The organism is Thiothrix nivea DSM 5205 (assembly GCF_000260135.1).
GTDB lineage: Bacteria > Pseudomonadota > Gammaproteobacteria > Thiotrichales > Thiotrichaceae > Thiothrix > Thiothrix nivea.
Genome location: NZ_JH651384.1, coordinates 4,377,529 through 4,398,793 on the forward strand (window position 1 = coordinate 4,377,529; position 21,265 = coordinate 4,398,793).

General features: G+C 52.8%; 16 protein-coding genes and 3 pseudogenes. 7 read left to right on the forward strand and 12 right to left on the reverse strand.

Going from position 1 to position 21,265, the window contains the following annotated elements; translation table 11 throughout:
• Positions 1 to 9: 9 nt before the first annotated feature.
• Positions 10 to 2,334 carry a TAXI family TRAP transporter solute-binding subunit gene (locus THINI_RS21780; protein WP_002710655.1) on the reverse strand — a complete coding sequence of 775 codons (2,325 nt, stop codon included), beginning with the start codon at positions 2,332 to 2,334 and terminating at the stop codon, positions 10 to 12.
• A gap of 159 nt (positions 2,335 to 2,493) precedes the next feature.
• Here THINI_RS21780 and THINI_RS21785 point away from each other — a divergent pair, with 159 nt between their 5' ends.
• The gene (locus THINI_RS21785) at positions 2,494 to 3,246 is read left to right on the forward strand and encodes a P-type ATPase actuator domain-containing protein (RefSeq protein WP_002710656.1); all 753 of its coding nucleotides are present in this window, start codon (positions 2,494 to 2,496) and stop codon (positions 3,244 to 3,246) included.
• A 1-nt stretch (position 3,247) separates the two neighbouring features.
• On the opposite strand, the gene THINI_RS21790 is transcribed toward THINI_RS21785, so the two are convergent.
• Positions 3,248 to 3,721, reverse strand: a complete 474-nt coding sequence (locus tag THINI_RS21790; protein WP_002710657.1) for a YcjF family protein — start codon at positions 3,719 to 3,721, stop codon at positions 3,248 to 3,250.
• A gap of 152 nt (positions 3,722 to 3,873) precedes the next feature.
• On the opposite strand from THINI_RS21790, the gene THINI_RS21795 reads away from it, so the two are divergent.
• Complete coding sequence (locus tag THINI_RS21795; RefSeq protein WP_002710658.1) at positions 3,874 to 4,599, forward strand: response regulator transcription factor; 726 nt, start codon at positions 3,874 to 3,876, stop codon at positions 4,597 to 4,599.
• A gap of 18 nt (positions 4,600 to 4,617) precedes the next feature.
• The gene (locus THINI_RS21800; protein WP_002710659.1) at positions 4,618 to 4,821 is read left to right on the forward strand and encodes a hypothetical protein; all 204 of its coding nucleotides are present in this window, start codon (positions 4,618 to 4,620) and stop codon (positions 4,819 to 4,821) included.
• A gap of 7 nt (positions 4,822 to 4,828) precedes the next feature.
• Here the strand turns inward: THINI_RS21800 and THINI_RS21805 are convergent, their stop codons facing one another.
• From THINI_RS21805 to THINI_RS24630, 6 genes and pseudogenes are all read right to left on the reverse strand, one after another.
• Positions 4,829 to 5,554, reverse strand: coding sequence for a 4'-phosphopantetheinyl transferase family protein (locus THINI_RS21805; protein WP_002710660.1), 726 nt, complete (start codon positions 5,552 to 5,554; stop codon positions 4,829 to 4,831).
• 32 nt (positions 5,555 to 5,586) lie between these two features.
• Positions 5,587 to 6,523 (reverse strand): annotated as a pseudogene (locus THINI_RS27425) (IS1595 family transposase).
• A gap of 47 nt (positions 6,524 to 6,570) precedes the next feature.
• On the reverse strand, positions 6,571 to 6,777 hold the full coding sequence (locus THINI_RS21820; protein ID WP_002710661.1) for a hypothetical protein: 207 nt from the start codon (positions 6,775 to 6,777) through the stop codon (positions 6,571 to 6,573).
• A 60-nt stretch (positions 6,778 to 6,837) separates the two neighbouring features.
• A complete protein-coding gene (locus THINI_RS21825) occupies positions 6,838 to 8,001 on the reverse strand; it encodes a histidine decarboxylase (protein ID WP_002710662.1) in 1,164 nt (387 codons plus the stop codon).
• 24 nt (positions 8,002 to 8,025) lie between these two features.
• On the reverse strand, positions 8,026 to 9,060 hold the full coding sequence (locus THINI_RS21830; RefSeq protein ID WP_002710663.1) for a hypothetical protein: 1,035 nt from the start codon (positions 9,058 to 9,060) through the stop codon (positions 8,026 to 8,028).
• Positions 9,061 to 9,063: 3 nt separating this feature from the next.
• Positions 9,064 to 11,088 (reverse strand): L-histidine N(alpha)-methyltransferase, encoded by a 2,025-nt coding sequence (locus THINI_RS24630; protein ID WP_342610118.1) that lies wholly within the window; start codon positions 11,086 to 11,088, stop codon positions 9,064 to 9,066.
• A gap of 119 nt (positions 11,089 to 11,207) precedes the next feature.
• Between THINI_RS24630 and THINI_RS21845 the strand changes: the two genes are divergently transcribed.
• Genes THINI_RS21845 through THINI_RS21855 form a run of 3 tightly spaced genes read left to right on the forward strand, consistent with a single transcriptional unit; the run spans position 11,208 to position 16,089 of the window.
• The gene (locus tag THINI_RS21845) at positions 11,208 to 12,278 is read left to right on the forward strand and encodes a TauD/TfdA family dioxygenase (RefSeq protein WP_002710665.1); all 1,071 of its coding nucleotides are present in this window, start codon (positions 11,208 to 11,210) and stop codon (positions 12,276 to 12,278) included.
• Between the two features lie 23 nt (positions 12,279 to 12,301).
• Entirely contained in the window at positions 12,302 to 13,996 is a 1,695-nt protein-coding gene (locus tag THINI_RS21850) for a sulfatase-like hydrolase/transferase (RefSeq protein WP_002710666.1), read from the forward strand.
• A complete protein-coding gene (locus tag THINI_RS21855) occupies positions 13,993 to 16,089 on the forward strand; it encodes a heavy metal translocating P-type ATPase (protein ID WP_002710667.1) in 2,097 nt (698 codons plus the stop codon). Before THINI_RS21850 ends, THINI_RS21855 begins: the two co-directional genes overlap by 4 nt.
• On the opposite strand, the gene THINI_RS21860 is transcribed toward THINI_RS21855, so the two are convergent.
• From THINI_RS21860 to THINI_RS21870, 3 genes are read right to left on the reverse strand one after another with little or no spacing between them, the layout of a single operon-like run.
• Positions 16,086 to 17,324: a cation:proton antiporter gene (locus THINI_RS21860; protein WP_002710668.1), complete on the reverse strand. Its 1,239-nt coding sequence runs from the start codon at positions 17,322 to 17,324 to the stop codon at positions 16,086 to 16,088. The two genes, THINI_RS21855 and THINI_RS21860, sit on opposite strands and share 4 nt — an antisense overlap.
• A 47-nt stretch (positions 17,325 to 17,371) precedes the next feature.
• Complete coding sequence (locus THINI_RS21865) at positions 17,372 to 18,115, reverse strand: hypothetical protein (RefSeq protein WP_002710669.1); 744 nt, start codon at positions 18,113 to 18,115, stop codon at positions 17,372 to 17,374.
• Between the two features lie 39 nt (positions 18,116 to 18,154).
• Entirely contained in the window at positions 18,155 to 19,879 is a 1,725-nt protein-coding gene (locus THINI_RS21870) for a flavin-containing monooxygenase (protein WP_002710670.1), read from the reverse strand.
• 219 nt (positions 19,880 to 20,098) lie between these two features.
• Between THINI_RS21870 and THINI_RS21875 the strand changes: the two are divergent.
• Positions 20,099 to 20,492: pseudogene (locus tag THINI_RS21875) on the forward strand (transposase); the annotation flags it as partial.
• 113 nt (positions 20,493 to 20,605) lie between these two features.
• Here THINI_RS21875 and THINI_RS24635 read toward each other — a convergent pair.
• Positions 20,606 to 21,196 (reverse strand): annotated as a pseudogene (locus THINI_RS24635) (4'-phosphopantetheinyl transferase family protein); the annotation flags it as partial.
• Positions 21,197 to 21,265 lie beyond the last annotated feature (69 nt).

The following is a 21,265-nucleotide window of genomic DNA, read 5'->3' on the forward strand; positions in this document are numbered from 1 at the left end:
CTCCAGCAGTTATTCTTCGTTGCTTCTCAAACCTTCCCTGAAAGCAACCCGAAAATTCTCTCGTTGTTGCTTGCTGTCGAGATCTTCCAGCGTTCCCCCTTTTTCAAAATGCTTGATGAACACTTTGCCGGTGGCGTAGATGACTGCGCCGGAAAGTGCGGCGACACTTGCCCCGCCACCTAGCGTACCGATGCCCGGAATGGCTTTGCTCAGGCTGCTTAGTCCCATGACCGTGGTGGCGGGTATGGAGCCGCCCAACATCGAAAGCAGGATCGATTTGCCCCGTTTGCGGTTGAAATCGACACCGTAGTGTTCACTGAGCTTGTGTAGCAGGTTAAGTTGCGTACTGGTCAGGGCGGCGACATCCAGTATCGGGACAGGAACGGCGCTGAGCGTCATGCCGGTGGCAACATGTTTGTATACCAGCTTGTTGGCCTGTTTGTGTCGCGTGGCGATTGCCGCCAGCCTTTCTGCTTCCTGGGCGCGTAATGCAGCTTCCTGTTCGGCTTTGACGCGTTGCTCCTCTGCTTCTTTTTCAACAGCGGATTGTGTTGACAAGGGTAAGTTCCAGTTTTTTGGTAGCTGAATTTTCGCCGCCATGTTCTTGAAGAGATGGCCAATCTTTTTGTCTGAAGCATTGTTGGTGTGACCGCTGCTGTTTTCCGTTTTGTTTGGGGATGTTTTCAAAGCGGACAGGCTGAGATTGTGCGGCAGATGCAACCTGGACGCCATGTCCCTGATGGTTTTGGTGGCCGCCCAGGTTTTGCCGCCTGTTTCCGGGGAGTCTGCTGTTTCCCCGGTTGTGTCAGGTCTGGCTTCTGTATTATCGGGAGCAGGTTCGTCATTGCTTGCCGTTTCTTCGGCCTGAGGGGTATCGGCATCACTTGTTGCTACCGTTTCCTCGGTTTGATTTTCCGTTACGGTACCGGCATCGCTTGCTGCCGCTGTTGTTTTTTCTTGTGGTTCGTTTTCTGCTACGGAGTCGATGGTTTGTTCTGTGGCCGGTGTGTCGGTCGCGGGTTCAGGGTCTTGCAGGTTCGTTTTCCTTTCCTGCAAGCGGTTAAGGATATGATCAGTATGTAGGCGCAGCGAGTAGAATTCCGACATGTGCGAAAGTGGCACTGAAACTTCCTGCGCCAGTTCGTTGTGTAGTTTGTGCATGTTGCCGATCGCTTGCTGTGTTTGCGGCAAGTCGTAATTTTCAAGCTCACGATCCACCTGATTGATATCCTTGTACCAGCGGTAGGTGCGTGAGCGGATGCGCCACTTGTAAAGAGGCATCACGCCTTTGGCCAGCGGCAGCAGCAGCGTCAGCAGGGGGATCAGCATGATCTTAAGCTGATCGAGGCGTGCAGCGACGGAAAATGGCAGGTATTTCTCCAGAAAAGAGGGGCCGTTTTTCAGGTACTGCTCGGCATCAGGGTGGATGGGGATTTCCAAGTGGTCGCGGGACGGGAATTGCCAGGCTTTTTCCAGCAGCCCTGCCTTGTGATGGATGCGCAAGGCTTCGCGGGTAAGTAGGCGCACATTATCCGAATGCACCTCGGGGCCGACTACCAGTGCTGCGGTGGTGGCCAGCAGGGTTTTTTCCTTATCGGGCACATTGGCTTGCAGGTTGAGTGCGCCTTCCCCCAGGTTCAAGGCGTCCAGGAAGCGGTAGTGACGGGTGTAGGCGTCAGCATGGCGCTGGAAATTCATGATCTTGATGGCGGGGTTTTCCGTCAGTCTGGTAATCCCCTCGGACTTGGGGGAGGAAACGAAAAAGGCTGCGTCGATTTCGCCCGCTTCCAGTTTGCTGATGGCGTCTTCACTGCTGATGCCGGATAGTTCGGTATTGTCACGTTTAATGCCATTGTCACATAGCAGGCGCATGGCCAGGGCGCGGGTGCCGCTGCCTTCCGGGCCGACCGCCAGCCGCTTGCCTTGCAGTTCCTGAAGGTTGCAGGCGGTTTTGCCGTTGGCGTCCTTGTGCATGAATACCCACAAGGGTTCGTAAAACAGGCTGGCGACGGAATGCAGCCCTTCTTCTGCCGGGATCTTGTGGCCGCCGACACCACCTTGGATGAAAGCGGCATCCACTTTGCCGTCACGCAGCAATTGCAGGGCCTCGACCGATCCGGCCGTGGTCTGGATTTCCAGGTTGACACCTTCTTTTTTCAGCGCTTGCTGATATTCCTGCGCGTACTGGTAATAGGCATCGCCTTCGCTGCCGGTGGCGATGCGCAGGTTATCGGAAGCCGCTGGAGGGACAAACTGCCAGGCAATGTAAAAACCGGCGACAAGAATGAGGGTCAGGGGTAACCAGATTTTGCAGAATTCGCATTTTAGTTTCATTTTGGCACTTCGGGGCTGTGAACCGGGCTGCCCCGTAATGTAGCACTTCCTGTACACAGGAAATGTTAAGAAATGTTGCAACAGCTTCCCTGGTGGCCACAGCGGTGAAATAATGGTTGGCTAATTTGTTTAGTTGCAGGATTGCAAGAGGTATTCGGTATGGTTCAGATTGGTGTGATACTGGTGGTTGGCGGAGCCGTCGGTGCGCTCTGGCGGCACTATTACAAGAACCATGTTATGGAGCCACTGCCCGGTTTGCCCGCACCTGAGGTGGAGAAACCTTCCCGTCTGCCTTCAAGGCAGACCGTCGAGGTATTTGATGACGTAGGTGAGCTGAGCCATTACCAGAAAGTTGCCTGGTATGCCTTGGCGCTGTCAGCCGCCGGTTCCTGGTTTTACCCTCCTGCAAGAATACTGAGCCTGCCACTGCTGGGGTATAACACCTACCATTTTGTCCGCACCGTGCGCAATTCCGACAAAATGGATCAGAAGTCGCCGACTACCCTGTTCGAAGGTATCGGCGTGGCCGGTTCCCTGTTGACCGGCAGTACGGTGACGGCTTCGCTGCTGTTCGTGTTCTCCTTTGGCACCCGCAAACTGTTGTTACATGCAGGCAATATCACCAATAATATCGGTTTTTCCAAGCCCTTCAACCCGCGTTATGCCCGGGTCTGGGTGCTGCGTGACGGGGCGGAAATCGAGTCTTCGGTGGCGGATTTGCAGGAAGGCGATGTGCTGGTGTTGCATGCAGGCGATACAGTGGCGTTGGAAGGCAAAGTGCTGGCAGGTAACGGCAGCGTGCGCCAGTTCAGTCTGCGCAAGCAAATGAAGGTTGTGCCCAAGCAGGAGGGTGATCGGGTATATCCGTTTACCCAACTGGAGTCGGGCAGCCTGCACGTCAGGCCGGTCTGAATCAGTTACGCTGCGCTTTTTCTTTCTTGGCAATCTCCTTGCCTTTTTCCAGTTCGGTTTCAAACTGTTGCCGTGCCTGTTGCGGGTCGAAGTCTTCCAGCGTGCCGCCGTTTTCGAAATGCTGTTGGAAAACTTTGCCGACCGCATAGGTAGCGGCGCTGCCTAGCACTGCCATACTGGCCCCACCCAATACGCTGCCTACACCCGGAATCAGTTTGAGCATGCTGCCGACCATGGGGCGAGCCGCGCTGGCGGTCAGGCCACTGGTCATGGTTGTCAGGGCGATTTTGGCTATGTTTTTCTTGAACGGCACTTTATAAAGACGTGAAAGGCGAAACAGCATATAGCGTTGTACCCCGATGAGGCTAAGGGTATCTACCAGCGGAACAGGAATGAATCCGGTCAGACTGGAACCGAACGCATAGTCCCGGATCAGGCGGTCAGCTTGCTGTGAACGTTTTTCCGGGTCATTCATGAGGTTATTGTGTATTCAGGTTGGCTAAAAAATGTATTTGTTGAATAGTGCAAGAGTTTTAATAAAAACCGAACAACTTACAAGCTATCATACTAAGTCTGGTTGAGTTTGCCGCGAATTTTTATTCGCCATCTAAAAGCAGGAAGCTATCAATGATGTATAGATTAAACGCAATGGGTAGCGTAATTCAAAAAAAACTGTTGGTTATTGAGAGTAATAAGGGTTTGCTCAATGATTTGCAGAGGTGCTTGGGGCAGAATGGCTTCCATGTCGATAGTTATGTTCAAGGCGAGGTTTTGCCGGCTTTGCTCGAGAGGCAGCAAAGCCGGTTTGATCTGGTCGTGCTTGACGCCGGGTTACCCGGTGAAAACGGCTTTTACTGGCTCAAATGGCTTCGGCAATATCACATTCATTTGCCGGTAATTATCACTTCAGAATGCTTTTGTGAGAAAAAGCGTTTGTCAGCTTTGGAGCATGGTGCCTGGGATTACGTGCTTAAACCGTTCCGTGAACGGGAGTTGTCTATCAGGATCGAGAATATTCTCGGCAAGCAGGTACATGATGTGAATAGCAGTCATCATCTTCGCATTGGTGACGTGAGTGTGGATGTGGAAAAACACTATGCCATGCGTGGCGGGCGGAAAATTTCGTTGACACAACTGGAACTCAAAATCATCAAGCTGCTTTATCTGAATGTGGGCAAGCCCTTGTCGCGTAGTGAAATCATGGCGCAAATACACGGTATCCGGTTTAATCCCATGGATCGCAGTATTGATATCCATATCAACAAGCTGCGTAAGAAGATTGAGGTAAATCCGTCGAAGCCCGTTTACATCTGTACCGTGCGTGGAAAAGGCTACAGCCTGCAACTGCCTTAAAATGAAAAGGAACCTACAATGAAATCAATTAACTTGCCATCCCCAGGCATGAACAATACGGCCGGTATCGTCGCTATCGGCGCAGCCAGTGGCGCACTTGCCGGTTTTGTCGGCTTGGCTGCTTACGGGGTGTTGGCGGGCAAAGGGGCTGTCGCCGCATGGGCGGTAAAAACAGCGGCGGGCACTGCCAGCGGTTCCATGAAAGCAGGATTTTTTATATAGATAAAATCTAATAAATCTTTATTGGATTGTCACTTCCTGAATTGTAAAGAAATGTTAAGCTGCTGATAAAACGGGCATTTATTTTTTCTATCCCGACAGATAGGTGGTGTTGGCCAATGATATGAGTATCGAATTGCCATTTCTCCTGTGGGTTTGACTCTGGCGTTTCGGTATGTAGCCGCCATTCCAGCTTTGTATCCTGGGTAAAAGTGAACTCTTGCAGGGGAATGGACAAGCCCATGCCTCTGGCCTTGATATAAGCCTCTTTCAGTGTCCAGTAGGTGAAAAAACGTTGCTCTTTCCGGGTGGGGTCTCTGATTGACAGCACGTCATGGGCTTCCAGCGGCGAAAGCGCGTAACGGCATAATGCATCCAGGCCGGTTAACGGTTTGTGTTTTTCCACATCCACGCCGATAGTACCCGCATAACTGACCGCGCAGGCAATCATTCCTTGAGTGTGCGAAAGGTTGAATTGCAGGTGTTCGTAGCCGGGGGTGGCAATAAACGGTTTGCCATAGGCATTGGTTCTGAACTGCCAGTCGGCGGGGGCAATGGGGGCGTGTTTGCTGAGCGTCCGGCGCATGAACAGGTGTGCGGCAATATACAACTCCCGATCCTGAGGGAACTTGAAAGCGTCGGCGCGGGAGCGTTCTGCGTTATCCAGTATTGCCGTTCCCGGGGTTTTTACCTGTTCAGGGCGGGTAATGTAGAGGTGGGTGGGTTCAAATGGCATTATTTCTGAGGCTCAATATGCGTTTCAGGGTCTTATCCCAACAGCAGCGAAAGCAAGGACTGTAAGGCAGCTTGCCCCCGTTTCCTGATGTTGTGAAGAGACTCGAAGAATGCAAGGTAACACGGTAGCTTTTCTTGTGAGATCCCCCGATGAGGTCGTAACCATGAGCGTAACAGTGACCAAAAACCTTCCATCGTATTGACGTGGACTTCATGGAAACCGTCACCATCTTCGTCACGGGCATATTCGCCTGCGCCATGGTTGACGGTTTTGTGGGCATAGCCCCATTCTTCCAATCGGCTGTAAATGTTGTACTCATCGGTGTAGACCAGCGTGCCTGCTGCCACCGTTTCCACAATCAACGGCTTGATCGTCGTCTGTTTCACATTCGCCAGCATACGGATCACGACCTCCCCGGAACGCTGGATCATGCCGAAAATGGGTGGTTTGTCCTTTTCCAGTGTCCCACGCCCCGGCGCACCTTTCAGGGCGCGGCGGCGACCTTCACGCCCAGCATCCGCGACGGCTTCGGGGTTTCCCTTGTGTCCAGCCTTGACATAAACCTCATCAAATTCAACATTCCCAAACAGGTTTACTGGCGTTTTTTTTCTCGACACCACGCCGTAACTGTTCCGTCATCGCCTGAACATCATCCTTGTTCAACCCCAATTCGCGGGCGATTTGTTGGTTGGACAGGTTCAACGACATCAGGTACAGGCACAACACCCACACCTTCAGCGGCTGGTGGTGGCCTTCAAACACCGTTCCCGTCAGGTCATCAAAACGCTTTTGGCAATCCTTACACTGGTAACGCTGGCGTTCCTGCTGGGTGTCATCCTTGCCTCGACGGATAGTGTCCTGTGAACCGCAGTGCGGACAAATCACCCCATTAGGCCAACGCACGGAACGGACTTGCTCGAAACAGGCGGCATCACTGGTCAGGCTGGAAATACTGATGAGCGAGGTCATAAAGCCTCTCCTTGGCTATCGGAAATGACTAACTTTACCGCTATCCATCACGTTTGCAATGCCGGGGAAAACAAGACCCTGAAACGCATATTGAGCCATTTCTGAATACTTATGACAGAAGTGGGTTGAGCCGGGTTTTCGATGTATCGCGCCACCCAAGTGATGAGGCTGGTCAAAAGGATGATGCCCAGTAAAATCACTCCCGCAATATGCAAAAAGCCTGTTTTCTGTTGTGGGGGGGTCTTGTCGTCCATGTCAGTTGTGCGAATTTTAACAAAATTCAGAGCTTAGTCCGAAACCGGGGCATCGAGAAGTCAACTTAACAATTCTTGACATTGCCCCCTTGGCAAAAAACTACCCTTTTCGGTTTCTTCCTGGAAAAGTTCCCGCAAAAACTCCTTCAGCTTCTCTTTTGTGACATGCTGCATGCAAATGATATGCGACCACTCCCCTTGTGACAACAATCGCCAGCGGTTTACCAGCTCTGGGTTCGGTTTGCGCAATACAACAATGTTTGAACGCCCGTTGCGAAAGCATGGGTATCCGTGAGCCTCTAATTGCTCTTGACACCATTCTGCTAGCGACAGGCAGTCCCGCGCCTCTTGTGCCAGACCTTCCTCCCCTAGTGAACGGATTCGATGCCACAAAAACAGCGGAGTGTGGCCGCTTCGTGAACCCGATACTGTTGTGTCAGGACTCTGGATGTATTCGGCCTCTTGTGTCAGTTGCGCGCTCAGGGTTCTGCGCGCAAGTACAAAACCGCAGGGCACGGGGCTGCCGATGAATTTGTACCCCGAAATCGCCAGACTCGCGATGGGTCGGTTGAAATTGATCTCTAGGGCGTCGTCGATGAAGGGTAGGTAGCCTCCAAACAAAGCCGCATCGACATGGATATGAAAGTCGTTAATCCGGTGTTTGTCAAGAATCGACTCGATTCGCGCCAGATCGTCGATGGCTCCTTTCATGGTTGTGCCACAGTTTAGGTTCACGATCACCGGGTATCGGGTTCGAGCCTGAACAGCGTGATCCAGCGCCTCGTAATCGATCTCGCCTCGCGGGGAAGAGGGAATCTCAACAGCTTCCAAACCGAGGATACGTGCATTCTTCGGTATCGAGTAGTGACTATCAACCGAGTAGTACAAAACGGCGTCCGGAAACCGTTCGCGGGCGAGCCACAAGCCGTAGAGATTGCCTTCAGTGCTGCCTGAGGTGAAATACCCCCACAAGTCCGCTTCATCTAGGGCGTAATGCTTGCCGAAAAACCGCAGGACTTCCCGCTCAAATTCATGTGAAACCAGCCCGTTTGCGCGCTCGACAAAGGGGTCGCCGACGTTGTTAAGGAAAACGTTGCCCAGCAGGCTGATAATCTGGCTATGATCCGCCGCGAGATTGACGGGGGTGCCAATTGAGGTCTCAGCCCGTTCCAGGATCGTGTGCCGGAGCCGTTCCAGCTCGGTTGTGATGTTATCTGAAATCATTGCAGTCCACGGGTAAGTAAGCACTCAGGCGTTCTGGGTTTGCAGCCGCCCGAATGCCGGTGTTGGCCCAGCATTCATGCCAAGGAGTACCAGTGGCAAGGTTTCAAAGCAGAACTCCGGTTCCATGCAGGGTGGGAGCATGTTTTCCAGCAGCAGCCGGATACGCGATTCGTTGTTGCTGGCGACGATATGATAGAAATTAGTGCTGTTGCCGAAGACAACGGCATGTTCGAAGAACTGCGCCAATGCCTGTTGCAGCGCCTTCATCGTGAGTTGGCCTGCTACCATGTGGTCAACGACACCACGGCGTTTTTCTTCGATATCCTGCTTTGAAAAATAGCGTGCCTTGAAATCCCAGTCTTTTTTGTCCTCGCGCCGCTGGAATTCTGCGAAGTCTTCCTGATTGAGTTTCTCTGACAGTATCATCATGCCATCTTCCTTCAGCATCCTGAGGACAAAGGCAAATTGTTTTGCCCTTTCATTGCTGAACATCTGGAAACACTCATGTTCAAAGATGAAATCGAAGCCATCATGATACTCGGCGAGCCGGGTTTCCGAGCGGATTTTCCCGGGCGTGTTGTCCAGAAACGAGCCGAGCAGAAAGTGTGCGTGGGCAGGCGCGCCAAGGTGGTAGAAGGCTTTTTCGTTGGAAGGTTCTATAGCGCCTGTCAGCGTGCTGAAGCGGCTGCCGGGGAAGTCGGCCAGTGTCCGCGCAAAGGTGCCTTCGGCATTGGAGATGTTGTACATCTTCAACCGTTCTCCCGGCTGGGCAACGGCTTTGCCAAACTCGATCAGTGCAGCCCCCAGGCGACATTCGTTTTCCAGCATAAATGGGATGCTGGGAAGAAAGTGGCGGCTGAAGGAACAAATTCGCCGTTCGTATTCGTCACAGAATTGTTCGGTGAGTTTGTCGCCGAAAAACAGGCTGCGGTCGGCTTTCACGTCACGATCCGGCATACCGCTTTCTCCCCGCGTCACACCCTGGAAGAACCCTGACAGGACGGTGAGTCGGGGGCCGTGCTTGTTACGTTGGATGAAGTCATCGAAATCGTCACTCATCGTTCATGACTCCCTGGGTGAGAACAGATTCACGCTAAAGTTTGATGCATCATCAACCCATTGGTGGGCAAGGCGAAAGCCGCCAGTCTCGGCCAGGTGTTCGATATCCGTGCGGTCGTACTTGAAGCTGGTGTGGGTATGGATGCGGCCACCGGCAGCCAGATCCAGCTCAACATCAATCGCTTCCACGCGTACCCGCTGGGCGCGGCCACACTCCAGGTAAGCGACGATGCAGCCCCGTTCCTCGTCATGGAAGCAGCGGCGCTGGAAGCTTTCCACGTCGAAGTTGCCGCCGAGTTCGCGGTTCACGCGCACCAGCAGATTGCGCGCAAAGGCGTTGTAGAGTTCCGTTTTCTCTCCGGTGCAGCCGTAGGCGACAAGCAGCTCATCAGGAGACTTCTTGAGGTCGATGCCGATAAGGAGGTAGTCGTCGGGTGAGAGTCGCCGCCGGATTTCGTTTCGTAACAACCAGCCGGCGTCTGCATAGCTCAGGTGCCCGATATCCGAACCCAGCCAGATCACCAGCTTTGGCTGTTTGATACGCTCGGAGAGAACACCCAGGCCGGTATAGTAGTCTGCGGCGACGCCCAGAATTTTCAGGTTGGGGTAATCATGCGCCAGCACTTCCACGCTCTCGCCGAGGAACTTGCGGGAAATGTCGATCGGTACATAGAGCGTATCGTCACCTTGCCTGGCGAGCAGGGCGTCGATCAGGTAGCGGGTCTTTGCTGAGCTGCCGCTGCCAAGCTCCACCAATGCGGTATTCTCATTAAGCTGGTCGATAATCTCCGGTGCATAGCGTTGCAGGATTTCATCTTCGGTGCGTGTCAGATAATACGTATCGCTGCGGGTCAGCTCCTCAAACAGGCGTGAGCCTTCAGCGTCATAGACGTATTTGTGTGATATTCGGGGTATTGCTTCGCTCAAGCTTTGTTTAACGTCTTCAGCGAACTGGCTACTTAGCTGGGATTGCAGCAGGTCGAGAATTTCCGGCGTATTCGTTTGCCGCGCAGCCGCCTGCCAGTTGGGATATAACTCAGGCCAAAGCAGCTCAAGCCCGGCTTCCTGTGTGCGTTTATCGAATACGGCAAGCAATTGCGCTGTTTGTTTCGGGGAAAAGTGGTGTTGCCAGTCACCAACCTGTCCCTTGCGTATGAAAGGGGTAGCGTCTGGGCGTGCGCTCGACCAGCGGCTTTGCTCCTTACTCATTTCAGCAAAGCTGACGTGGTGCAGAATGCGTTGCAGCACCTCAGTATCCTGAACGTATTCGGAGTAGGGGAAGCCGAGGAAGTTGGCAATCGACTTAACCGCAGCTTCCGTATCAGCCAGCATGTTTTCGTAGGTCAGGAACAGCAGGTTTGGTTGTGTCCTGCGTGAGTGCCAGTCAAGCAGGTGGTCGAAATAGTTCCCCCAGTCCACTTCGCCGTTGATAAAGCAGTCGATGTAATCCGCGAAGCTGCCGTCGGCAAAATCGTAGTGTTGTGCAAAACCCTGGGTGTGGTAGTAAAAGGAAACCGCACAATCGAACGGGTTGCGGGCAATGTAGATGTATTTGGCATCGGCATGGTATGGTGTCAGCGAAAGGGGCAGGTGGGTCTTGATGAAACGGGGAGTGGGGAGAGCTGCAATGGCTTCAGCGCCCACTTCTTCCAAATGCGGGACATCCTTGTTGATGTTTTTGCCTGCTGGAATCGCCTGCCCCTGATGGTGCAGCGTCCAGAGGATGTTCTGTGCCCAAGTAGTACCGCATTTCGGGTAAGTCACAATAAAGCAGTCTTCCGGCTGGGCTTCGTATCCCAGACCTGATTCAAAACTGTCACACGGGAAACTCTTTGGGATGCGTATGCCGCAACACAGTGTGTAATTTGGCTTTCGCTTCACATCGTTCATTGGGTGCTCCTCTCCCTGGGGCTTCAGACACTCGCTCATTAACTGCTCTTTTTCTTCCAATAATTTGGCCAGAAGTACAGCAGCAAATCTATGCTGATACGCCTGTATCATGCAAGCGAATGCAACATTTTTTAACATTAAATTTCTTCAGGTCATATTTGTTAAGAAATGTTGCTTTTGCTTGCACGGCATGGCCTTGTAGGCATAATGGCTTGGCGTGCTTTTAGGCAAGTTTTGGAAGAGAGTGAGGATCAAACATGAGTGCCATAACCCAAGTGCCCAACCATCCGGCAACAGACGCGTCAGCTTGGGAGACGGCTGATTTTGCATCGCCAGAGGACTACAGTGTGAAACTCACCGCAGGCAATCTCGATGAACTTGACTCCGCCTTGCGTGCTGTAAAAGCACACGGCCTGTCGCTGACGGAGATTACCCGTGATAATTTCCCTCTGCCGGGTATGACGGCAAGTATCCGCCGGTGGTGCGACGAGCTGGGTCAGGGGCGCGGTTTCTTTGTCCTGGATCGTTTGCCAGTGGAGCGCTATAGCGTCGAAGAGATCGAGATGATTTATTGGGGAATCGGGACTCACATGGGCAAGGCGGTTTCCCAGAGCGTGATGGGCGACATGATCGGCCGGGTTATGGATCATTCCCGCGAAGACCCACATGCACGGGCTTATCGTAACCGTCAGGCGTTGGTGCCGCACACCGATTTCGCATCGGTCGTCGGGCTTTTATGTATTCGCCCCGGGCGTGATGGTGGTGAGACCTTGCTGACAAGTGCCGCCAGTATTAATAACGTGATGCTGGAGGAGACGCCAGAGCAGCTGGAGCGCCTTTACCACGGCTACTACCGCCATCGGCGCGGCGAACAGGGGCCTGACGAGAAGGAGTACACCGAGCAGAAGACGCCAGTCTTGTGGTCTGTGGATGGCCGGATCGGGTGTCATTATACCCGTCCCTATGTGGTCAATGGGCAAATTGCCGCGGGCGAGCCTTTGGATGCCTTCGCCCTGGCGGCACTGGATACTTTCGACCGGGTCGCATCACGTGATGATCTCCAGTTGCGTTTCACCATTCAGGCCGGTCAGGCGGTGTTCATGAGCAACTATTCCGTGTTGCATGGCAGGACTGCCTTCGAGGATCACGACGAAATCGAACGCCGCCGCTTGTTACTGCGCCTGTGGTTGCTTTGCCCCGGCCTGCAACCATTACCCGATTGCAGCCTTGACAGCCATGAGGGTATTACACCGCAGCCCGGGCGTAAGCCGACCTTCGACTGGGGGGCGGTCAATGCATCGAAGCCGGGCGAGAATGCGGTTAACTGAAAAAATTTACCCGGAATATTGGCATGTCCCGCAAAACCAAAAACATCCTGTTTATTATGTTCGATCAACTCCGGTTTGATTATTTGAGTTGTTACGGCCATCCACACCTGCATACACCGCATATAGACAGGCTGGCGGAACAGGGTGTGCGCTTTACCCATGCGTATTGCCAGTCGCCCGCTTGTGGCCCATCCCGCATGAGTTTTTATACCGGGCGTTATGTCGATAGCCACGGCGCTTCCTCGAACGGGTTTCCGCTGCGGGTAGGCGAATACACGCTGGGGGATCATCTGCGCAAGCTGGGGATGGATGCCTATCTGTTGGGTAAAACCCATATGACGCCTGATTTGGAAGGCATGGCGCGACTGGGCATAAACCCGGACAGTATTATCGGCGCACGGGTTGCAGAGTGTGGTTTCGATGTTATTGCACGGGATGACGGTCTGTGGCCGGAAGGGCCGGATGGCTGCTATGACCAGCGTGTTTCACCCTATAACAACTATCTTAAAAACAAGGGCTATGACAGCGATAACCCCTGGCTGGAACATGCCAATGCAGGCGTGGAGGAGGATGGCGAAATGGCCTCCGGCTGGTTTATGAAGCACGCTGACAAGCCAGCCAATATCCGCGAGGAAGATTCGGAAACCGCGTTTCTGACCACGCGCTGTATGGAATTTATCGACCGGCAGAACCAGTCGGGCAGCAAGCCCTGGTTATGCCACCTGTCCTATATCAAGCCTCATTGGCCTTATATCGTACCCGCCCCGTATCACGCCATGTATGGGCAGGAACACCGGCTGCCGGTCAACCGTGCCGAAAGCGAACGTGAAAACCCACACCCGCTTTACCAACTGTTTATGGATAACGTGATTGGCAAGGCTTTCCGGCGCGATGAAGTGTTGGCAAAGGTGGTTCCCGCTTATATGGGGCTGATCAAGCAGTGCGATGACCAGTTGGGACGCTTGTTCCGGCACCTGGAGGAAACCGGGCGTATGGATGACACCCTGATCGTCATTACCGCCGACCATGGTGATTACATGGGGGATCACTGGCTGGGGGAGAAAGACCTGTTTCATGCGCCATCCGTAAAAGTACCACTGATTATCTATGACCCATCCCCCGCTGCCGACACCACTCGTGGGCAGGTCTGTGATGAACCGGTGGAAACCATTGATATTACCGCGACCTTTGTAGAAGCTGCCGGTGGTGTAGTGAAGGATCATCTGGATCATAGGCTGGAGGGACGTTCATTGCTGCCTTACCTGCATGGTCAGCCGATGCAATGGCGCGGGTATGCCATCAGTGAACTGGATTATTCAATCAGTTTTGCCAATGCAAAACTTAAAGTGCCGCCACGCGATGCCCGTTTGTTCATGGTTGCGGACAAACGCTGGAAGTATGTCAATGCCGCTCTGGGAGGCTTCAGGCCCCTATTATTTGATCTACAGAATGATCCGGATGAATTACAGGATTTGGGGGTAAGCGCCGAACCGGAGCATGTAGCGGCCATGGCTCTGATGGAGCAACGTTTGGTGGAATGGAGCCGCCGTTTAAGTCAACGGTCAACGCTATCCGAGCAACAGATTCGTGATATGCCCGGCAAATCACAACGCTGCGGTATTATCCTGGGCGCATTTGACGAGGGGGAAGTGGCGTCGGAGCTTACCGTAAAGTTTTTCCGGAAGGTGAAACAGCGTTTCGTTGGGACGGATTCATGATTCCGTTGTTGCCGATTGTGCTGGCGGGTGGCGGTATTCTGCTGGGAAACAAACTGTCCCGTAGATTGGCTACCCGCAAAAAGAACACGACAAAGGCCAGACACTCGTTGCCTCACAAAAACGTACTTGCCATTGACATACATTCGCTGGACGACCGTTACCAGCAATTTTTCCGTGAGAAGGTTGACCCGTTGTTTTTCAGCAAGCAACGCGATCAGCAGATGCAGGAGTTTGCCGGTGCGTATGACAAGAAAGAAGCCGAAATCAACCGCAGTCTGGGCTATGCGCTGGTGAGTTCCAAGCTGGCGTTGCTGGGCGCAGTTACATACACGCCGCTGTCTTGGATCAGTGCTGCCGGACTCGTTGTCACCATGTGGCCGATGATGAAGCGCAGCCTGATTATCATGTGGAAAGAAAAGCGCCTCAAATACCAATTGGTTGGCATTTTGTCGGTTTACAGCGGCCTAGCCGCCGGGTATTACGTTCTCAGTAACCTGATGGCGCTGGTACTTTTTGCCGCCTTCAAGTTGGCGGCGCGTACCGAAGCCAGTTCCCAGGCCAACCTCCGGCACACCTTCGCCTTGCAACCGCCTGCTGACGTATGGGTGCAACAGGAGGGTGTTGAGATCCGGATAGCCTTTACCGAATTGAAGGTTGGGGATGTTATCGTGTTGTCTGCAGGGCAAACCATCCCGGTTGATGGCCATGTCACAGAAGGCATGGCCAGCATTGACCAGCATATCCTGACAGGGGAATCCCAGCCGGTGGAAAAAGCAGTGGGCGATCAGGTGTTCGCCAATACGCTGATCCTGAGCGGCAAGGTTTACGTCCGGGTTGAGCAGGCCGGCAATGACACGGCAGCGGCACAGATTGGCAATATCCTCGGCAATATGACTTCCCACCGGCTGGAACATGAAGCCCGCAGTGAACGCCTGGCGGATAAGTTGACCCTGCCGCTATTGGCTGCCAGCAGCCTGGCGCTGGTAACGGTTGGCCCGGCGGGAGCTGTGGCCATCATGAACAGTGGTGTGGGTTCTACTCTGTATTTTTCCGGGCCGCTGAGTATGCTCAGTCACCTGAACCTTGCTTCCCATCATGGCATTTTGGTCAAGGACGGGCGTTCCCTAGAAAAACTTCACGAAGTGGATACCGTGGTCTTCGACAAGACCGGAACCCTGACGCTGGAACAGCCCGAAGTCGGTCAGATTCATTGTTGTGACGGTTGGGATGAAAGCAGCGTGCTGGCTTTCGCCGCGCTTGCCGAACACCGTCAAAGCCACCCACTTGCCAAGGCCATCCTGGTGGCGGCGGAACAGCACGGGCTCAAGGCCGCAACACCGGATTCAGCCGCCTACAGCCTTGGTTTCGGGGTACAGGTGCAGCATCAGGGCAGCACCATCCAGGTTGGCAGCCAACGTTTCATGCAGCAGTCCGGGGTGGCCATTCCCTCAGGTATGGAGGCAATCAAGGCGCTTTGCCGGGAGAGTGGCAACTCGCTGATTTTCGTGGCTGTGAATGGAGAACTGGCGGGAGCGCTGGAAATGCAGGCGCAGTTGCGCCCCGAAACGGTGGAGTTAGTCAACAGGCTGCACCAACGTGGTCTGAAGCTGTGCATCCTGTCAGGCGATCACGTACAACCTACCCGGCATCTGGCGTTGCGTTTGGGGATCGACGATTTCTTTGCCGAAGTCTTGCCGGAAGGCAAGGCGGATAAGCTCCGTCAGTTGCAGGACGCGGGCCGCACCGTTTGTTTCGTTGGTGACGGTCTCAATGATGCTATCGCCTTACAGCAGGCGGATGTATCAGTTTCGCTCCGGGGCGCGACTACTGTTGCCACTGATAGCGCCCAGATCGTGCTGATGAACCAGTCCCTGCAACAGCTTGACGAACTGTTCGGGATTGCCCACAGCTTCAGCAAAAATCTTGACCAGAGCCTGCGCATTGCCTATGTTCCCGGCGTTGTGTTGATTGGCGGGGTATTTTTACTGCACTTCGGTATGCCTGCCGCCTTGTTGCTATATGGCGGCGGGGTAGCGGCTGCAATGGGCAAAGCCCTTTCACCACTGCGTAAAATCACCAAAGAACAGGGTTAATCAGGCACGGGTTTTGCCGCCAGACGGTTGCGTGTGTGATGAGATGATCCGTCCCTCATGTGTGCCAGTTTTGGGACAACCATTGGTATTGTTAGCATGGTGCTGCCGACCGCCATCAGCAACAGTGCTGTGAAGGTATCCGTGGTGATAATGTCTTTGTCCAGCAGGATATTGGCGAAAATGATCATGATCAGAGCCTTGGTTTGCAACAGCCAGCCGATAATGGATGCCTCCCCCGGCTTCCATTGCAGGATTTTCCCCGCGATGTGAACGCCCAGCAATTTGCCTGCCACCGCTGCACAGAGCAAGGCAGCCGCAGCCATGAACACGGCTTCCCCCCCGACGCTCCACTGGGTTTTCAGGCCAGTGCTGAGGAAGAAAACCGGCATGATTACCAGCAACACATGCTGACGCAGCGAGTCCATCTGTTTCTGGTTGAACCATTCTCCATCCACGATAACACCGGCGAGGAACGCGCCCACCATGAAATGCAGCCCGGCCCAGTCTGCGCCGAAAGCACAGGCGGCCAGTGCAATTAGACCCACGTACCAGCGGTCGCTCTCCGGCAGCCGTATTATCAGTTTGCGGAACCCGTAGCTGAACAGCGCGAAGGCCAACAGGAATGCGCCTTGTTTGCCGACCCGTTCCCAATCCATCAGGATCAGCGCCAATACTGCCCAAATGGCAATGTCATCCAGGCTGCCATAGCGCAGGATGCGCTGCCCGAGAGGACGCCGCAGAATGTCCAGTTTTTCCATGAACAGGATCAGAATGGGCAGGGCGGTAACAGCGCAGGCCATGCCCACCCCGAAAACAAATTGCCAATCAGTTCCGTTGGTGCCTACCCAGCCGTCGTACCTCAACATGCCAACGGCTACCAGGCTGCACAACAGGAGGGGTGTGGCCAGGGCAAAACCGGCGGTGATGCCGCTTTCCCGACGATGTGTCCAGGCATGTTTCAGATCCAGCTCTATGCCTGCAATCCAGACAAACAGTATCACCGCCCACCAGGCGATGCCATTCAATGCCTGGGTGACGGGTTGGGTAAAAATGAAATGGTAGTACTCCGGAAAAATGCTACCCAGTACGCCAGGCCCCAGCAGGATGCCCGTAATGATCTGCACCACCACGAGCGGGGCGTAATACTCCGTCCTGCCCACACGCCAGATCAGATACGGAACCGAGAAAATAATGACGAGAGCAATCAGGAACAGCTCTGAAACAGTGATATGCATACAAGCGTCTTTTCTTTATGCGATTTTATGATGCCGGGGTTTTGCAGTCATGCAGCGGCAAGGTCGTGGTATGATCTTGTCAACAAGTTAAAGGTCTTCTTCAGTTCCGCTTTCAAATCAGCAAGCGAATCAAAAGCAAACAGGGTATTGTTCTCGGCAACGTTTTTTCCATAGCCCTCTTCCGGGTCGCCCATCCAGGGCAGTGCCAGTTCAATCACCTGCTCGCCGATAAAAGGTTCGATGGGTACATGGCCTTGCATGATATGGGCGCTTTCCTGTTCCGATGTCGCCAGTGCGCCGCCATAAATCCTGACGCCATCGTTTTCCCGAATCAGGCCAGACTCGACAGAATACCAGTATAAGCGTTCTACACAGATTCGTTTGTCTTCCGGGACGCTGAAATATGCCTTGGCGAAAATATCCTGTAGTTCCGCATGTTCGGGCATGAGCAGATAAATCACATGGCCAAAAATGTCATGGAACATGTCAGGCCTTGGTGTGAAATCCAGTTCATTCCAGTTGCGGAGATATTCTGTAACCAGAAACTCTTTTCTCAGAATATGTTCAAACCATTCGTTAGTCTCGCTGAAGTTGTTGCCGTTGGGAATGATTGTCCACTCCGTTAGTGATGTAATCTTGCGATTGAGTTGGGCAAGTGTCGGAACTTCCATGTTCAAGTCAAGTAGCTGGAGACACCGGGTATAATCCCTGCAATTATACTTTTCCGCGCGGGTGCACAATTTGTCATACATAACCCGCCATGCTTTTGCCTGTTCTGATGTTACATCCATGATAATGCTCTCCTTACACCAATGATGAGGCCGGTTGAATTATTTCGTGTTTGCCGCAAAACGGTATTTCTCAATATCTTTTTCTGTTATTTGGCATTCAGGGAAAAAGTCCACCTCGAAAACACTTTCATTGTACTTGTCGCTCCTCTTTAAAATGGCTGCCTTTATCGCATTCCTGGCGTCATTCAGGCTGAACGGTAATTGGCTTGTGAGGGGGAGGTTCATAATGGTCTGTTTGGCGACCTCCGGAGAGGCATGAGGCCCTTCCAGGCGATACTGGACAGGCAACATGGTTCCATACAGCAGGCGCAGGAAAAGGCTGGGGTTTAACAAGTATTTCCAGAGCCTGACACGCACGCCTATCAGGTCGGCGTAGGAGTCCATATAACGTTTCCAGAGAATCAGGCTGTGTATATCAGGCGAATCACTCAGGGCTTCTTTATAAAATGCCTTGTCTGCTTCTATTCTTTGTGGAACATCGGTTGGCAGGCTGCGCTTGCCGCTCAGTAACAGGGCGAAATAGCGTGCCGTCATTTCCGCACAGGCGGGGATTCCACCAGAAGTCGGTCTCGCCCAGCCAATAAAAGCACAGTTCGGCCAGTCTTCATGGAAAGTATGCATAAACATGTTTCTGACACTGTTATCTTTCAGCTCAAAACCTTCAATGAAGCTCAGGTCATGCTGGAAGCCGGTATTAAAAATAATACTGTCCACTTCAACGCTGCGCCCGTCACTGAACTTCACCGTATTACCGTTAATACTCTCCAGTGATGTAACAGCGACATTGATACTGCCGTTCAATACCTGAGGAACAAATGACACGTTTTTGGTTGAGAATCTTCTTCCCCCGGATAGCTGGTTCCAGACTTTAATCAGTTTCAGGGATTCTTCATTGTATTCGGTATCAAAATCCAGGGATTTTTTTTCCAGTGGCTGGTTGAAAGCATCTAGGGCGGGCTGTTTTTCTTTAACGAATAATTTTCCAAAGAAGCTGGCAGCCCTTAGCATCCAGTCGCCCAGTCGGTAGTAAAGGATATTTTCAGAAGGGTGATATGTAGCATGGAATGCGCGGGTAGTGGTGCAATCTGCGGTGGTGTTATGCAACACGCGCGGAACCAGAAATGGGTAAGAACGCATGAGCAGATGGCAGTCTGCGGTAACCTTGCTGACTTCCCTGACAATATCGACAGCACTTTCCCCAATGCCGACACATAATACCCGTTTGTTGGCAAAAGCGGAGGCGTCACTAAAGGCATTATTGGGGTCAGTAAAGTCTTGGGTATGAACAATATCACCTGTGAAGGTTTCGATACCCGTTACAGGCGGAATCTTTCTGCTTTCATGGATGCCTGAACACACAACCACAGCTTCATATTCTTCGGTTTTCTGTGTTTGTGTCGGGTTATGTCGGGTTACTACCTGATACTGGTTATCCAACTTGCGTAGATTGAGAACTTCCGTATCAAATACGATTCGCTCTTGCAAGCCAAACTCTTTGACGTAATTTGCCAGATATTGTTTATATTCTTCATGCGTCCAGAAGTAACGGTGGCCTTTGGGCGGGTAATCAGAAAATGCCATCAAATAATTGGATATGGTTAAAACCGTACTTTTGATGCTTCTGCCATTCGGACTGCCATAGTTGAAAACACCGCCTACGGCACTGGATTTTTCGTAACAGGTAACCTCATGTCCCTCGTCCATTAGTTGCTTGATAGCCGTTAGGCCTGATGCGCCGCCACCAATAACGCATACTTTTTTCATGAGCGTTCTCCTGAAATTTAGGGTTGCCAACTGTTTATAGAGATGGGTAGAAATTATACTATAGCGGTGTACGGGTGAGGCAGGGGTTCTTAACAAAACTTAACAAAACTGAATAAAAAATAGGCTCATTATGTGTTTCAGGGTCTTACAGCGTAAACCTTGAAATCGATGACAAACTCCCCAACTGAAAGCCATCTACCAAGCCAAGGAGAGAAGCCGATGGGCAGTTTGATCAGCCTAGCCAGCCTGACCAGTGATGAAGCCTGCTACCAGCAAGTCCGTGCGCTGCGCTGGCCTGACGGGGCGGTATGCCCGCATTGCAGTTCACGGGACACCATCCGCCGTGGTAAGGATGACCGGCAACCGGAACGGCAACGCTACCAATGCAAGGCTTGCGACAAGCGTTTTGATGACCTGACGGGGACGGTATTCGAGGGACATCACCAGCCGCTGAAGGTATGGGTGTTATGCTTGTACCTAATGTCGCTGAACCTGTCCAACCAGCAAATCGCCCATGAACTAAATTTGAACAAAGACGACGTACAGGCCATGGCCAACCAGTTACGGCAGGGTGTTGAGAAAAAAAACGCCTGTAAGCCTGTCTGGGAGTGTTTTCCTTGTTGTCTCTGCTGATGGGCTAAGACCCCGAAACACATAATGAGCCATTTTTTCTATCCCGACAGATAGGTGGTGTTGGCCAATGATATGAGTATCGAATTGCCATTTCTCCTGTGGGTTTGACTCTGGCGTTTCGGTATGTAGCCGCCATTCCAGCTTTGTATCCTGGGTAAAAGTGAACTCTTGCAGGGGAATGGACAAGCCCATGCCTCTGGCCTTGATATAAGCCTCTTTCAGTGTCCAGTAGGTGAAAAAACGTTGCTCTTTCCGGGTGGGGTCTCTGATTGACAGCACGTCATGGGCTTCCAGCGGCGAAAGCGCGTAGCGGCACAGCGCATCCAGATCGGTCAGCGGTTTGCGTTTTTCCACGTCCACGCCAATAGTGCCTGCATAACTGACCGCGCAGGCAATCATTCCCTGGGTGTGCGAAAGGTTGAATTGCAGGTGTTCGTAGCCGGGGGTGGCAATAAACGGTTTGCCATAGGCATTGGTTCTGAACCGCCAGTCGGCGGGGGCAATGGGGGCGTGTTTGCTGAGCGTCCGGCGCATGAACAGGTGTGCGGCAATATACAACTCCCGATCCTGAGGGAACTTGAAGGCGGCGGCGCGGGAGCGTTCTGCGTTATCCAGTATTGCCGTTCCCGGGGTTTTTACCTGTTCAGGGCGGGTAATGTAGAGGTGGGTGGGTTCAAATGGCATTATTTCTGAATACTTATGACAGAAGTGGGTTGAGCCGGGTTTTCGATGTATCGCGCCACCCAAGTGATG